The organism is Exiguobacterium alkaliphilum 12/1 (assembly GCF_000714435.1).
Classification (GTDB): domain Bacteria; phylum Bacillota; class Bacilli; order Exiguobacteriales; family Exiguobacteriaceae; genus Exiguobacterium; species Exiguobacterium alkaliphilum.
This window is the reverse complement of record NZ_JJMW01000043.1, coordinates 28,434-43,482: the sequence shown is the minus strand read 5'-3', so window position 1 is coordinate 43,482 and position 15,049 is coordinate 28,434. Positions and strand designations below refer to the sequence as shown.

Annotated in this window: 18 protein-coding genes; 17 read left to right on the top strand and 1 reads right to left on the bottom strand. The window is 51.0% G+C overall.

Annotated features, from left to right (window positions below; genetic code table 11):
* The first annotated feature begins 91 nt into the window (after positions 1–91).
* From RT52_RS10535 to rsmI, 9 genes are all read left to right on the top strand, one after another.
* On the top strand, positions 92–1,513 hold the full coding sequence (locus RT52_RS10535; protein WP_245175518.1) for an aminotransferase class I/II-fold pyridoxal phosphate-dependent enzyme: 1,422 nt from the start codon (positions 92–94) through the stop codon (positions 1,511–1,513).
* Positions 1,514–1,515: 2 nt separating this feature from the next.
* On the top strand, positions 1,516–2,157 hold the full coding sequence (gene tmk, locus RT52_RS10530; RefSeq protein WP_051690338.1) for a dTMP kinase: 642 nt from the start codon (positions 1,516–1,518) through the stop codon (positions 2,155–2,157).
* On the top strand, positions 2,154–2,483 hold the full coding sequence (locus RT52_RS10525) for a cyclic-di-AMP receptor (RefSeq protein ID WP_034803672.1): 330 nt from the start codon (positions 2,154–2,156) through the stop codon (positions 2,481–2,483). The genes tmk and RT52_RS10525 overlap by 4 nt, the downstream gene beginning before the upstream one ends.
* Before the next feature lie 14 nt (positions 2,484–2,497).
* Positions 2,498–3,490: a DNA polymerase gene (locus tag RT52_RS10520; RefSeq protein ID WP_051622477.1), complete on the top strand. Its 993-nt coding sequence runs from the start codon at positions 2,498–2,500 to the stop codon at positions 3,488–3,490.
* Positions 3,491–3,496: 6 nt separating this feature from the next.
* Complete coding sequence (locus tag RT52_RS10515; protein WP_034817188.1) at positions 3,497–4,327, top strand: PSP1 domain-containing protein; 831 nt, start codon at positions 3,497–3,499, stop codon at positions 4,325–4,327.
* Positions 4,328–4,350: 23 nt separating this feature from the next.
* Positions 4,351–4,686, top strand: a complete 336-nt coding sequence (gene yabA, locus RT52_RS10510) for a DNA replication initiation control protein YabA (protein WP_034803771.1) — start codon at positions 4,351–4,353, stop codon at positions 4,684–4,686.
* Between the two features lie 69 nt (positions 4,687–4,755).
* On the top strand, positions 4,756–5,490 hold the full coding sequence (locus RT52_RS10505; RefSeq protein ID WP_034817186.1) for a tRNA1(Val) (adenine(37)-N6)-methyltransferase: 735 nt from the start codon (positions 4,756–4,758) through the stop codon (positions 5,488–5,490).
* A complete protein-coding gene (locus RT52_RS10500; RefSeq protein WP_034803681.1) occupies positions 5,483–5,761 on the top strand; it encodes a GIY-YIG nuclease family protein in 279 nt (92 codons plus the stop codon). Before RT52_RS10505 ends, RT52_RS10500 begins: the two co-directional genes overlap by 8 nt.
* Positions 5,733–6,602, top strand: a complete 870-nt coding sequence (gene rsmI / locus RT52_RS10495) for a 16S rRNA (cytidine(1402)-2'-O)-methyltransferase (protein WP_034817183.1) — start codon at positions 5,733–5,735, stop codon at positions 6,600–6,602. Before RT52_RS10500 ends, rsmI begins: the two co-directional genes overlap by 29 nt.
* Before the next feature lie 16 nt (positions 6,603–6,618).
* On the opposite strand, the gene RT52_RS10490 is transcribed toward rsmI, so the two are convergent.
* Complete coding sequence (locus RT52_RS10490; RefSeq protein WP_034803687.1) at positions 6,619–6,912, bottom strand: AbrB/MazE/SpoVT family DNA-binding domain-containing protein; 294 nt, start codon at positions 6,910–6,912, stop codon at positions 6,619–6,621.
* A 327-nt stretch (positions 6,913–7,239) separates the two neighbouring features.
* Here RT52_RS10490 and metG point away from each other — a divergent pair, with 327 nt between their 5' ends.
* From metG to purR, 8 genes are all read left to right on the top strand, one after another.
* Positions 7,240–9,195 carry a methionine--tRNA ligase gene (gene metG, locus RT52_RS10485; RefSeq protein ID WP_034817181.1) on the top strand — a complete coding sequence of 652 codons (1,956 nt, stop codon included), beginning with the start codon at positions 7,240–7,242 and terminating at the stop codon, positions 9,193–9,195.
* Between the two features lie 53 nt (positions 9,196–9,248).
* Complete coding sequence (locus RT52_RS10480) at positions 9,249–10,016, top strand: TatD family hydrolase (protein ID WP_034817179.1); 768 nt, start codon at positions 9,249–9,251, stop codon at positions 10,014–10,016.
* Complete coding sequence (locus RT52_RS10475; protein WP_034803696.1) at positions 10,016–11,305, top strand: 3D domain-containing protein; 1,290 nt, start codon at positions 10,016–10,018, stop codon at positions 11,303–11,305. The genes RT52_RS10480 and RT52_RS10475 overlap by 1 nt, the downstream gene beginning before the upstream one ends.
* Positions 11,298–11,858 carry a ribonuclease M5 gene (gene rnmV / locus RT52_RS10470; RefSeq protein ID WP_034803698.1) on the top strand — a complete coding sequence of 187 codons (561 nt, stop codon included), beginning with the start codon at positions 11,298–11,300 and terminating at the stop codon, positions 11,856–11,858. The genes RT52_RS10475 and rnmV overlap by 8 nt, the downstream gene beginning before the upstream one ends.
* Positions 11,855–12,733 carry a 16S rRNA (adenine(1518)-N(6)/adenine(1519)-N(6))-dimethyltransferase RsmA gene (gene rsmA / locus RT52_RS10465; RefSeq protein WP_034817177.1) on the top strand — a complete coding sequence of 293 codons (879 nt, stop codon included), beginning with the start codon at positions 11,855–11,857 and terminating at the stop codon, positions 12,731–12,733. Before rnmV ends, rsmA begins: the two co-directional genes overlap by 4 nt.
* Before the next feature lie 83 nt (positions 12,734–12,816).
* Positions 12,817–13,053, top strand: a complete 237-nt coding sequence (locus RT52_RS10460; protein WP_021065751.1) for a Veg family protein — start codon at positions 12,817–12,819, stop codon at positions 13,051–13,053.
* Between the two features lie 100 nt (positions 13,054–13,153).
* The gene (ispE, locus tag RT52_RS10455; RefSeq protein WP_034817192.1) at positions 13,154–14,017 is read left to right on the top strand and encodes a 4-(cytidine 5'-diphospho)-2-C-methyl-D-erythritol kinase; all 864 of its coding nucleotides are present in this window, start codon (positions 13,154–13,156) and stop codon (positions 14,015–14,017) included.
* A 73-nt stretch (positions 14,018–14,090) separates the two neighbouring features.
* A complete protein-coding gene (gene purR / locus RT52_RS10450; protein WP_034803704.1) occupies positions 14,091–14,915 on the top strand; it encodes a pur operon repressor in 825 nt (274 codons plus the stop codon).
* Positions 14,916–15,049: the final 134 nt, after the last annotated feature.

The following is a 15,049-nucleotide window of genomic DNA, read 5'->3' as shown; positions in this document are numbered from 1 at the left end:
ATAGGACGTTGCCAGGCAACATGAGACGATCAAGCATCTGCTTGGTCGTCTCTTTTTTGTCTATATGCAAAACGATTAAGGAGGTTTTTTGATGACACGCCGATCTAAAAAGAACCCTTTCACATTCATGGAAGTTTTAGAACAACATGTGCGGGAAAGTCGTGTATCCTTTCATGTCCCTGGCCACCATAACGGTACTGTTCACGATCCAAGTTTACCGACAGCGTTCCATAAAATCATGCCGTATGATTTAACCGAGCTCGAGCAATTGGATGATTTACATCAGGCAGAGGGAATCATCCAGCAAGGTGAGGAAGCGCTTGGAACGCTCTATAAAAGTAAGAGTAAATGGTTGGTCAATGGTTCGACCGCGGGAAATTGGAGCATGCTAGCTGCGACTGTAAAACGTGGGGAACGTGTGTATGTACAACGAAATTCACATAAGTCCGTGTGGAATGCGATTGAGTGGTTAGGCTTAGAACCGATTTTATTGTCGCCTGAATTGGAACGGGGAAGCGGTATTCCTACGGTCGTCAATTTAGCTACGGTTCAAGAAGCGGTCGAGCGCTATCCAGGTGGTAAAGCACTGCTTCTCACATCACCGACGTACTATGGCGATATGGCTGATATTCAAGCAATCAGTACGTATTTAAACCAACATATGATCCCGTTGCTCGTTGATGAAGCGCATGGTGCGCACTTGATTTACGACGGATTGCCAAGACGTTCAGCGATTTTTGAAGGGGCGAGCGCGGTTGTTCAGTCGGCTCATAAAACGTTGCCTGCTTTTACGATGGGCGCTTGGTTACATTACAAAGAGAATGTCGATGAGAACCGATTGTTTCATGCCCTGTCTTCATTTCAAACGTCTAGTCCGTCTTACTTGATTATGGCGTCGTTAGACCATGCGCGGACTTATCTTGAACACTTGACGGAGCGAGACTGGTCAAGTATTCAAACAAGTCATTTCGCTTTTGTCATGGAATTGAAGCGCGCAGGATTTGCCGTTAAAGTCGGAGATGATTTTACAAAAGTCACGATTCTGACGTATCCGAAAAACGGTTTGATCTTTAGTCGCCACTTAGCATCGATTGGCATAGATATCGAGCTTGCCGCTGAAGATCATGTGTTACTCTGTTTGCCGTTACGGGAAATAAAGATGGAAGAGATTCATCATTGGGTGAAACTGATTCAAAATGCATCGAAACATGTGCCGCTGATTGAGGACGATGAAACGATTTATCCTTACCCTTCTACGGAGCAAGTCTCGAAATTAACTATGCTTCATGACGTCGTGAAAACGGTGAGGCTTTCTTTTCAAGACGCAGTCGGTCAAATTGCAGCGGAAACGATTATCCCTTATCCTCCAGGTATTCCGTGGATCTTAAAAGGGGAAATGGTGACAGAGGAAAAAGTTCGCGTGTTGGTCGAGTGGATTTCTCTCGGGCGGAAGCTTCAAGCGAGCAGACATGTTATGATGAAACAAATCGATGTTATCGTAGAGGAGTTTTAAGTGTGAATGGGATGTTTATTACAGTGGAAGGGCCAGATGGCTCTGGAAAAACGACACAATTGAAATTACTAGAGCAAGCTTTAAGCGCTCAAGGGTATGAAGTCGTCACCACACGTGAGCCGGGGGGAACGAAAGTCGGAAACAGCATCCGCGAGATTTTGTTATCACCTGAACACGATGAGATGACGGCTAGGGTAGAGATGATGTTATATGCAGCCTCGCGAGCCCAAAACGTAGAACAAGTGATTCGACCTGCCTTGTCACGAGGTGCGATTGTCGTCTGTGACCGTTTCATCGATGCTTCGGTCGCCTATCAAGGTTTCGGATTAGGATACGATTTAGAACACGTCCTATCATTAAATGAGTGGGCAACAGGCGGCTTAACCCCAGACTTAACGTTTCTTTTCGATTTGACACCAAGTGAAGCAAGTAACCGTATGCGGGAACGCGGGCAATTGGACCGAATCGAGAGCCGGGACGAAGCGTTCCACCAACGCGTCTATGACGGTTTTCAAACATTGCTTGCGCAGCACCCTGATCGGATGGTACGAATCGATGCGAATGAGACGATTGAATCGATACAAGATGAAGTACTAGATATTACATGTGAGCGATTAAACGAAAAAGGAGTGAACAAAGCATGAAGATGGTAATTGCGATTGTACATGATAAAGATAGCGCCCGTTTATCTGACGCTTTGATTGAAGAGGACTTTCGAGCGACGAAACTTGCGACGACTGGTGGGTTCTTAAAAGAAGGAAACACGACGTTCATGATCGGTGTACCGAAAGAACGACTCGAGGATTTGCTTTCGCTCATCAAATCAAATTGCTCGAGCCGTGATCAGATGATCACACCGATTTCTCCGATGGGTGGCCACGCCGATTCGTATATCCCGTATCCCGTAGAAGTACAGGTAGGCGGCGCTACGGTATTCGTCTTGCCGATTGAAGGATTCCATCAGTTTTAATGGGAGTGGGACAGATGCGTTTTGAACAATTGGCCGCGTCTCAGACCGTTGTCGCCAAAGTGATGGAGAACTCGATTCGGACTGATAAAGTCGGGCACGCCTATATCTTTTCGGGCGATTATGAACCTTACTTGATTGAGACCGCTCAACTGTTTGCCAAGTCACTCTTTTGTGAGGCGCCAGATGGGGTAGAACCTTGTGGAGATTGTCGGAATTGTCGGCGGATGGATTCAGGAAACCTAGTCGATTATCTCGAGATGGAGCCGGACGGGGCAAGTATAAAAAAAGAACAGATTCAACAACTGCTCAGTGATTTGTCGTTACGCGGAGCCGAAGGAGATCGGCAAGTGTATGTGATTCATCAGGCCCATAAAATGACGACGCAGGCGGCGAATAGTCTGCTTAAGTTTTTTGAAGAGCCAGGTGTCGGGAAACTCGCGATTCTTGTGACGACACAGCCGCAACTGTTGTTGCCGACAATTCGCTCACGAGCCCAGCAGCTCGTCTTTCGACCGATTGATCGGAATGAGTTGGCGGATAAGTTGTCTGCGGACGTCGCATGTACGACGGATTTGGCTCGCTTGGCGCTCGCTGTTTATCCGAAATGGGATGACGCCCGTGAAGTGCTTCACAACGAGTGGTTTGTACAGTCGTATGGGCTAGTGGTACAATTAGTTGAAGTATTGACTAAACGACCACAGGAGTTACTCCTATTCGCCCAAGAGAAGTGGCTCGGCCATTTTAAAGGGCGCAATGAGTTACGAGTGGGCCTCGAATTGTTTGAGAGCTGGTTAGAAGAGTCGCTCCGGTTCAAAGTCCGGACGGATTACACGCCGCAACTGTTCACTCGCGAACAGGCGTTGTATCAGGCGTTCATCAGTAATCGTTCGGCGCATAAGATTGTCCATGCGATTGAACACGTCCATGAGGCGATTCGACGACTCGAGGCAAACGTCAATCCTCAATTAACGTTCGAACGGTTAACGTTCGATTTACAGAAAGGATAAGAGAGCGTGCTTGAAGTAGTCGGAGTCCGCTTTAAAGAAGCGGGAAAAATCTATTACTTTTCACCAGGCGAAGCAACGCTTGAACGTGGGGACCATGTCATCGTCGAGACGGTGCGTGGTATTGAATACGGGGAAATCGTCCAAGTCGGGAAACAACTTGGGGAAGATGAAGTCGTTTTACCTCTAAAAACGATTCTTCGTGTCGCTGATCAAAAAGATGCTCAAATCGTCCAAGAAAATCGATTGGCAGCTTTTGACGCTCACGCCGTCTGTGAAGAAAAAATACGTGAACATCGACTGGAGATGAAACTCGTCGATGTTGAATATACATTTGATCGCAACAAAGTCATCTTTTATTTCACGGCAGAAGGTCGGGTCGATTTTCGAGAACTCGTCAAAGATTTGGCGAGCGTCTTCCGCACGCGCATCGAACTCCGTCAAATCGGTGTCCGGGATGAAGCGAAACTACTCAGTGGGATCGGTCCATGTGGCCGTGTCTTATGTTGTTCTTCCTTCTTAGGAGAGTTTGAACCGGTTTCGATCAAGATGGCGAAAGATCAAAACCTTTCCTTGAACCCGAATAAAATTTCCGGTGTGTGCGGCCGTCTCATGTGTTGCTTGAAGTATGAGAATGATACGTATGAAGAGTTGAAGCGTGACTTGCCGGACGTTGGGAAACGAATCAAGATTCCTGAAGGTGACGGACGTGTCATCGGCCTCAACATTTTGGATCAACTGATTCAAGTCGAGTTGAGCGACCGGACCCGTGTTGTGACGTATACGATTGACGAACTCGTTGAGGTCGGTGCGATCAAACGAAAACCGTCGAAACAGTGATGGGGTGCTGAGCAGTGGAACGAATGGATAAAAAGGAAGTTATGATGCGCGTCGATGCCATCGAGCAACAAATGCAGCTGTTGACGGAGCATCTAGGTGTACTGAAAGAGCAGTTGGCCTATTTGCTCGAAGAAAACCAGCATATGTATCTCGAGAATCATCACTTGCGTGAAAAAGTCGAGCAACTCGCAGAAGTGGAGACGACGGATGGCGATGCGCAAATCGCATTGTCGGGCAAAGGGCAAAACAATTTGGCCGCCTTGTATCAAGAAGGGTTCCATATCTGTAATTTGCACTACGGACAAGTACGAAAAGACGGCGATTGTCTTTTCTGCATGTCGATGTTAAATAAACACTAATACATTGGGGCGATAGACGGGGAAGTCACCCGTCCGTCGCCTTTGTCGTTATGTAGGAGGGAACGAAGCGTGACTGTAAAACAAGGGGAGCGGCTCGATGATTTGCTCGGACGCCCCGGAAAAATTATTCAAAGCGACGATGTGTTTTCGTTCTCGTTAGATGCGGTGCTACTCGCTGAGTTCGTCTGGGTACCCATCCAAAAAGGAAACCTAGTCGATTTGTGTGCCGGAACGGGTGCGATTCCGCTCTTCTTATCGTATCGGACAAAGGGGAGCGTCACAGGCATCGAGATTCAACCGAGACTCGTCGATATGGCGAACCGTAGCATCGCGGTGAACCGTCTCGAGCATCGACTGCAGATTATAGAAGGCGACGTCAAAGAAGCGGCGACACGGCTAGGCCACGCCCGTTACGATGTCGTCACGTGTAATCCACCGTATTTTCTGGCAAACGAGACGTCGCTCCGCAATCAAAACGAACACCATACGATTGCGCGCCATGAAGTGCTCTGTACACTCGAGGATTGTATCCAATCGGCGAGTCAGCTCGTCAAACCAGGCGGAAAAGTGGCGTTCGTCCACCGTCCGGAGCGGCTACTCGATATCGTCACGCTCATGCGGACATATCGAATCGAGCCGAAGCGGATGCAGCTCGTCTATCCAAAAGCGGGACGAGCGGCGAATACATTATTGATAGAGGGGTCAAAAGATGGAAAAGCTGGGCTCACGATTTTACCACCGCTTATCGTCTATGAAGATGATGACACGTATACGAAAACGATGCGAGACATCCTCGATGCGTAAGCACTACGTATATATTTTGGAGTGCCAAGACCACACGTATTACACGGGTTATACGAACGACCTCGACAAGCGGCTTCGTACCCATAACGCTGGAAAAGGTGCCAAATACACGCGAGCACGTTTACCTGTAACGCTCTGTTACGTGAAATCGTTTGAGACGAAACGAGAAGCCATGCGTTATGAGTGGTCAATCAAGCAATTGACCCGCGCCCAAAAACAAACGTTGATGGAGGGGACGAGCAATGAACTCACAGAAAAGTTACCAGACTGACGGACCGACGCTTTACATCGTGCCGACCCCGATCGGTAACCTAGAAGACATGACATATCGCGCCGTGCGTATGTTGCGCGAGGTGGACTTGATTGCGGCCGAAGATACACGCCAGACGATGAAACTGTGCCGTCACTTTGAAATCGATACGAAGCTTGTCAGTTACCATGAACATAATAAACAAGTGAGCGGGCCACGGCTGATTGAAGATATCGAGAATGGAAAATCGGTGGCTGTCGTATCCGACGCCGGGATGCCTGGCATCTCTGACCCCGGTAGTGACCTCGTTCGGCTCGCGATTCAAGCGAAGGTACCGGTCGTCGTCTTGCCAGGGGCAAATGCAGCGCTCACAGCGCTCGTCGCGTCCGGACTGCCGACAGAACGCTTTTTATATTACGGGTTTTTGCCACGCAAAAAGAAAGAACGGGTCGACGTGCTAGCGTCGCTTCAATATGAGCCAGGGACGCTCGTCTTCTACGAAGCCCCGCATCGCTTAAAAGAGATGCTACAAGGGGTGAAAGCTGTGCTCGGCAATCGTGACGTCGTACTTGGGCGGGAATTGACGAAGACGTTCGAGGAGTTTTTGCGAGGAACGGCCGATGAGGCGCTCGCTTGGTGTGAAGGTGAAGTCCGCGGAGAGTTCGTCGTGTTGGTGGGAGGTTCGACCGAGTCGGCTCCGACGCAAGATTGGTGGGAGACGCTCTCGCCGCTCGAACACGTCGATCGTTATATCGAGGACGGGCTAAAGCCGAACGCAGCGATTAAACAAGTGGCGAAAGAGCGTGGTCTCTCACGCAACGACGTCTATGACGCGTATCACGGAGTCGACAAAAAAGAGTAAGCAAGGAGTTCCTTGCTTACTCTTCGTTGTAGTAATTCTCAAGCATGTTTTTCAACTCGACGAGAACACGTTGTGCGCCTTCTGGTGAAAGAATCAACTTTCCGTCCGCCAACTTGAAGTTATCGTCTGATACTTCGCCTGTTACTTGGCAAGTCATGTTCGGCTTATATTTTTTCAAAACGATTTGCTCGTTGTCGACGTAAATTTCAAGTGCGTCTTTCTCAGCAATTCCGAGTGTGCGGCGCAATTCGATTGGAATAACGACCCGACCGAGCTCGTCCACTTTCCGTACGATACCTGTTGATTTCATTTTGTGTTTCCTCCTCCGATGATGTCGAAATCTCTTGGTGACATGAATCGTCAAAATTCGACAATGTGGCTACAGCAAAAAGCATACTAAACTTTCCAATTGCAGTCAACTGCTTACTATTGGAATTGTGCTTTTTCGAAAAATGACGATAAAGGAACGATATACACCTAAATTTCCCCGTAACGTAGAGCTTTAAACAAAGAAAGGGTTTTTTTGGAACATTTATTTGAATAGGCAACAAATTAATTCCAAACAATTGGTTTGGAAAAAGGTTTGTCGAACCGTGTATAATGGAAATTGCAAATGTCGAAAGGATGGAGAACAACTATGGCGAAGCCTACTTTTTATATTACTACCCCAATCTATTACCCGAGCGCGAAGTTGCACATCGGTCACGCCTATACGACCGTGGCAGGTGACGCGATTGCCCGCTATAAGCGATTGAAAGGATTTGACGTCCGTTATTTGACGGGCACTGACGAGCACGGACAAAAGATTCAAGAGAAGGCGAAAGAAGCCGGCGTCACCCCACAGGCGTTCGTCGACGAAGTCGTGAAAGATATCAAAGTATTATGGGATCGCCTCGAGATCTCGTACGACGATTATATTCGAACGACGGAAGGCCGTCATAAGGCTGTCGTCGAACACGTCTTTGAGACGCTTCTTAAGAACGGAGACATTTACCTCGGTGAATATGAAGGCTGGTATTCGGTGCCGGACGAGACGTATTACACCGAGTCGCAACTTGTCGACGGCAAGAGCCCCGACAGCGGACATCCAGTCGAACTCGTGCGGGAAGAGTGTTACTTCTTCCGTCTCAGCAAGTATGCGGACCGCCTCATCGAATATTTCGAGTCGCATCCGGACTTTATCTTGCCAGAATCGCGAAAGACCGAGATGATCAACAACTTCTTGAAGCCGGGTCTTCAAGATTTGGCCGTCTCCCGGACAACGTTCGACTGGGGTGTCCAAGTCCCGTCGAACCCGAAGCATGTCGTCTACGTATGGGTCGATGCGCTCACGAACTATATCTCGTCACTCGGCTACGGGACGGACAACGACGAGTTGTTCAACCGTTACTGGCCGGCTGACGTGCATTTGGTCGGAAAAGAGATCGTCCGTTTCCATACAATTATCTGGCCAGCTCTCCTCATGGCGCTTGACCTTCCGTTGCCAAAACAAGTATTTGCGCACGGTTGGCTCCTCATGAAAGACGGCAAGATGTCCAAGTCAAAAGGGAACGTCGTCGACCCAATTCCGCTCATCGATCGCTACGGCCTCGACTCGCTTCGTTACTACTTGTTGCGTGAAGTCCCGTTCGGCGCGGACGGCACGTTCACACCAGAAGCGTTCGTCGACCGGTTGAACTTCGACCTCGCCAACGATCTCGGCAACCTGCTGAACCGGACCGTCGCGATGATTAAGAAGTACTTCGACGGGAACGTACCAGCGTATGCGGGGAACGTGACGGCGTTCGACGCCGACTTGCTTCGCGTCGTCGAAGAAACGACGTCGAAGACGGAAGCGGCGATGGAGCATATGGAGTTCTCGGTCGCGCTCACAAACATCTGGCAGCTCGTCAGCCGAGCGAACAAGTATATCGATGAGACGCAACCGTGGGTGCTCGCGAAAGATGAAGCGAAACGAGACGAACTCGCGTCGGTCATGACCCACTTGGCTGGCGTCTTGCGCCACGTCGCTGTCATGATTCAACCGTTCATGACACGGGCACCGAAAGAGATGTTCCGTCAACTCGGACTCGAAGGACAAGACATGTCATGGGAAGCGCTCGATACGTTTGCGGCCTTTGACGGAGCGGTCGTCACGGACGGCACGCCAATCTTCCCACGTCGCGATGTGAAAGAAGAGGTAGATGCGATTCAAGAAATGATGCGTCAAGCCTCGAAAGCACGTGTCGAAGAGGAAGCAGAGGAAGAGGCAGCGGATGAAGACGTCCGTCCTGAAATCACAATCGACGTCTTTGACCAAGTCGAGTTCCGGGTCGGGCAAATCGTCGAAGCCGATAAAATCAAAAAAGCGAAAAAACTGTTGAAACTTCAAGTCGATCTCGGTAGCGAGACGCGCCAAATCGTCTCGGGCATCGCCGAATGGTATGCACCGGAAGAGTTGGTCGGCAAAAAAGTCATCGTCGTCGCCAACTTGAAGCCGGTCAAGCTCCGGGGCGAGTTGTCTCAAGGAATGATTTTGGCAGCCGATAAAGATGGTAAGTTAGAACTTGCAACCGTATCTGAGAATATGCCGAACGGGGCCATCGTCAAATAATTTTTGAGGGAGACTTCGGTCTCCCTCTGTTTGTTTAAAAAGGAGGATGCACGATGTTGATTGACACGCACACACACATTAACGCCGATCAATTCAAAGATGACGTCGATGAAACGATTAGACGGGCACGTGAGGCGGGGGTGTCCCCGATGCTCGTCGTCGGCTTCGATGATGAGACGATCTCGCGCGCGATCGAACTCGCCGAGACGTACGAAGACATTTACGCGATTGTCGGCTGGCACCCGGTCGATGCAATCGACTGCACACCAACGGACTTGGAACGAATCGAGGCGTTGATGGGGCACCCGAAAGTGATGGCGCTCGGTGAGATTGGACTCGACTATCATTGGGACAAATCTCCGAAAGACGTACAGCAACGTCTGTTCCGTGAACAAATTGCCATTGCGAGGCGCACGAACATGCCAATCGTCATCCACAACCGCGAGGCGACGGCAGACGTGCTCGATCTGTTAGAAGAAGAGCACGCCGAAGAGATTGGTGGCGTCTTCCACAGCTACAGCATGTCGGTCGAACTACTTGAGCGTTGCCTGCGCATGAACTTCTATATCTCACTCGGTGGCCCGGTCACGTTCAAGAATGCGAAAGTCCCAAAAGAAGTGGCGAAACAAGTCCCGCTCGATCGCCTGTTAGTCGAGACGGACTGCCCGTATTTGACGCCGACGCCGTTCCGCGGTAAACGGAACGAACCGGCCTACGTCACCTATGTCGCCGAAGAAATCGCCGCGCTACGAGGTATCTCGCTTGAGGAACTTGCTGAAGCGACGACCGCGAACGCGAAGCGGCTCTTCCGTCTACCGTGATGGTTAAACGAATCGCGCTCAGCGCTGTCGTACTCGTGACAGCGGTACTCGCCTATACGTTGACGCAACCGGAGACGGTGACGATCATCGACGGCACAAACCGAATCGAGCATGAGACGCGGGCGACGTCCGTGTTCGAGGTGCTCGAAGAGACCGGCATCACGGTCGAAGACGCCGATTACGTGACGCCGGCACTCAGTGCGGAACTGTCTGCCGAACGCATGATTTACATCGAACGCGCGAATACGGTCTCACTTCAAATCGGTTATGGGCAGACGGAGACGATTGAGACGCGAGAACGGACCGTCCGCGACGTGTTGCTTCGATACGGGGTGACGGTGCGCGACGGAGACGACGTCTATCCGGACGTGCGCACACCCGTCACATCCGGGATGACGATTCGGTATCAACCGGTGCTCGCGGTTAATCTGATCGTCGAGGATGAGGCGAAGACGTTGAATACGATGGCGAAGACGGTCGAGCAAGTGTTGCGCGAAGCCGGAATCAGCGTGTCAGAGCGCGATACGATCGCACCGGCGCTGTCGACAACGCTTCGAGAAGGCATGACGATTACCGTCAATACGAGTCGGGACGTCGTGCAATACGAGAATCGGCTTATCCCGTTTGAGATCGTGAAAGAAGACGATGATACGCTTGAAATCGGTCAAACCGAGGTCGCCCAAGTCGGAGTACCCGGGCTAGAGCGGACGCGGTATGCAGTGACGGTCGAAAATGGTACAATTACAAATCGGACCGAGACAAGTGTCGAAACGTTGCAAACCGTGCGTCCGCAAATCATTAAGATTGGGACAAAACCGGTGCCAGAGCCGGCCGAAGAAGCGACGCCGGTTCCGACAGAATCTGAGAGTCCATTCCGTGAAGAGGCCGAAATCAAAATCGAAGAGACACCTCTGCCTGAGGATGTGCTCGATTTTTCAGCGGCCAAACAACTTCTCGTTGAGGCGACCGCCTACACGAATAACCCCGAAGATACGATCACGTTTGACGGACGCGTCTTGACGCGTAGCGGCTATGACGTGACCGATACGATTCTGTACGAAGGGATGCGAATCATCGCGGTCGACCCGTCAATCATTCCGCTCGGGACACGTGTGTATGTCGAAGGGTTCGGTATGGCCATCGCCCTCGATACCGGCAGTGCCATCAAAGGGAATATCATCGACATCCTGATGGACACGAAAGAAGAAGCGGTCACGTTCGGACGGAAGCCGCTCACGATTTGGGTCATCCCGAAGCAAGAAGAGAAAGAAGGAAGCGAAGATGCGTGAAAAAATACAAGAAGTGATTGTCGTCGAGGGACGGGACGATACGACCCGGCTCCAAGAAGTGTATGACGTCGACACGATTGAGACGAACGGGTCGGCCGTCTCGAAACAGACGCTTGAACGGGTGAGGCGCGCCCAAGAGACGCGCGGCGTGATTATTTTGACGGACCCGGACTATCCGGGCGACCGCATTCGCGCCATCGTCGATGAATACGTTCCCGGCTGTAAGCACGCCTACTTGCCCCGGGCCGAGGCGAAAGACAAGCGCGGGAAAATCGGCGTTGAACATGCGACACCGGACACGATTCGCCGTGTGCTCGAGGCCGTGTACGAAGACCGAGTCGAGACCGACTTGCCACTCGTCACGCGAAAAATGGTGCTCGACGCCGATTTGATTGGTGGGGCCGAGGCGTCGAGACGACGAAAACGTCTCGGTGTGTTGCTTCGCATCGGCGAACCGAACGCGAAACAGTTCGTGAAACGAGTCGAGGCGATGCGCGTCACGACCGAGGAGTGGGAACGGGCGCTCAAGCAGTTAGAGGAGGAAAATCATTGAAAGACATTGCAACCATTCATCGGACGAAAGCCATTTTAGAACGGCATGGCTTCTCGTTCAAAAAGTCACTCGGTCAAAACTTTTTGATCGACTTGAACATCTTAAATAAAATCGTCGACGCGGCCGAACTCGGTGAAGCGAGCGGCGTGCTCGAGATTGGACCAGGCATCGGATCGCTGACAGAGCAGTCTGCGAAACGTGCGAAAAAAGTCGTCGCGCTCGAAATCGACCAACGCTTGTTGCCGATTCTAGAGGACACGATGGCGCCTTATCCGCACGTCCACGTCATTCACGGAGATGCGCTCGAGCTCGATCTTCCGGCTATCGTCGAGCGTGAGTTTTTGAACGAAGGGATTGACGACATCTCGGTCGTCGCTAACTTACCGTATTACGTGACGACGCCAATCATCATGCGTTTGCTCGAGAGTCAAGTTCCGTTTCGTTCGCTCGTCATGATGATTCAAAAAGAAGTGGCGGAACGCATCGGGGCGAAGCCGGGAACGAAGGCGTATGGCTCGCTCTCGATCGCGATTCAATATTATGCCGAGGCCGACGTGAGCTTTATCGTCCCGAAAAACGTCTTCATGCCGGCACCAAACGTCGATTCCGCCGTCATCACGTTGAAGATGCGCCCGCAGCCTGCCGTCGAAGTAAAAGACGAAGCGTTCTTCTTCGAAATCGCGCGAGCCAGTTTCGCGCAACGGCGTAAAACGATCTTGAACAACTTGACGAATCATCTCGGCAAAGACAAAAAAGTGGAGCTCGAACGCCTGTTGAACGAGGCGGGCATCGATCCGAAGCGTCGAGGTGAAACGTTGACACTCGAGGAGTTTGCACGTCTTGCTGACACAATTTTACCACTTAAAAATAGTTGACGACCGGATTCCGAGTCGCTATAATATTTAATCTTTATTTTCTTTTTTCAATGTGTTATACTTGTAACAGTGAGGTGAAGCGTATGCCAAAGACGTTACAAGAAATCAGACAGAAACTCGAATCGCATGTTGGAGAACGATTGACGTTGAAAGCAAACGGCGGTCGTAAGAAAGTCGTTACTCGGTTTGGAACGCTCGTTGAGACGTATCCCGCGGTGTTCGTCGTCAAATTGGATGAAGACCACCATAACGTGGAACGTGTCTCATATAGCTACGCTGATGTCCTAACGGATACAGTTAAAATTGAATTCAGCAATTGAACGATAAATGAGGGGCGGATGCATTGGCAGCTGCTTCTTTTTTTGTGCGCTCGTTTACGGTACAATGGCGAACAGGAGATACATGGGAAGGGTGAACGATATGCGCACGATTAGTGTGAAAGCGCCGGCAAAAATCAACTTGACGCTCGACGTTCTCGGAAAGCGAACGGACGGCTATCATGAAGTGGAAATGATTATGACGACGGTCGACTTGTCTGACCGCTTAGAACTTACGGTCCTCGATACCGATGAGATTCGGATTCAATCGGAGCACGCCTACGTCCCGAGCGATCATCGGAACTTGGCGTATCGGGCGGCCGACTTGTTGCGGAAGCGGTTCGGCATCACAAAAGGCGTCGAAATCGTTTTGGATAAACACATTCCGGTGGCGGCCGGACTGGCTGGAGGTTCGAGTGACGCGGCGGCCACGCTCCGCGGGATGAACGAACTGTTTGACCTTGGGCTGTCGCTCGAACAATTGGCTGAGCTCGGGGCGGAGGTCGGTTCCGACGTCTCGTTTTGTGTCATGGGTGGCACGGCCATCGCGCGCGGTCGCGGCGAGAAGTTAGAACTCATTCCGTCACCTCCACCGTGCTACGTCGTCTTGGCGAAACCGAAGATTGGGGTCTCGACGGCTGACGTCTATCGGGCTGTCGACATGGATCAGATGATTCATCCGAATACGGAAGCGATGGTCAAAGCGATTCACGAACGGGACTTTCACACGATTTGTGACAACCTCGGCAACGCGCTTGAGGCGGTCACGCTCGAGATGCATCCAGAGGTTCGTCAAATCAAAGAGACGATGCTCCACTGCGGCGCGGACGGGGTGCTTATGAGCGGGAGCGGCCCGACCGTATTTGCGCTCATCGAACACGAACAAAAAGCCCATCGCGTCTATAACGGGCTGAAAGGATTCTGTCCAGAAGTGTTCGTCGTTCGGATTCTCGGGAAAAAACATTGAACAAAGACGAATGAGTCTGATATATTCTGTTTAGAACATTCGTCTATTATTGGAAAAGTGAAGGGGAATCCGTATGAAAATCCGTAGAAGTGGTCGTCTCGTCGATATGACCCGTTATTTACTCGATCATCCGCATCAGCTCGTCTCGTTGTCGATGTTTTCGAGCCGCTATAAAGCCGCCAAGTCGTCCATCAGCGAAGACTTGGTCATCGTCAGTGAGATGCTCGCCCACGATGGTACCGGCAAGCTCGTCACTGTCCCTGGGGCGGCCGGTGGCGTCATGTTTATCCCAGGTTGGAGCAAAGACAAATCGCTGTCGATGATTGACGGTTTATGCGACCAACTGTCGAAGCCGGAGCGTCTGCTTCCGGGAGGGTACCTCTATTTGACGGACGTGCTCGGTAACCCGCGCCAAGTGAAGCCGATGGGGCAAGTGTTCGCCTCGGTCTTTGCTGACCGAAAAGTCGACGTCGTCATGACGATTGCGACGAAAGGGATTCCGCTCGCGTACGCGGTCGCCGAACAGCTCGGCGTCCCGTTCGTCATCGTTCGTTCGGACAGCCGGGTGACGGAAGGATCGACGGTCAGTATTAACTACGTGTCCGGCTCTTCAAAAGCGATTCGGACGATGGCACTCGCACGTCGTAGTCTGCCGCGCGGTGCGAACGTCTTACTCATTGACGACTTCATGAAAGCCGGAGGTACGATTCGCGGCATGATGAGCTTGTTGAACGAGTTCGAAGCCAACCTTGCTGGTGTCGGTGTACTCATGGAAGCCGAAGGTGCCGAGAAGAAGATGGTCAGCGAATACGTCAGTTTGATGAAGTTGACGAACGTCGATTCAGATGAAGGGCTCGTCACAATTTCACGCGGAAACGTCGAACAGTTCTTAAAGTGATTGGCAAAAATTTGATTTCGTTTTATGATGAAAGGGTATAGAAGTCATACGGAATCAGTTACGTTCGCTAGAAGTCACCTTTACCTTTTATAAAGGACACCTTGGTACAGACAACGATGAAAAGGGGATGCGAA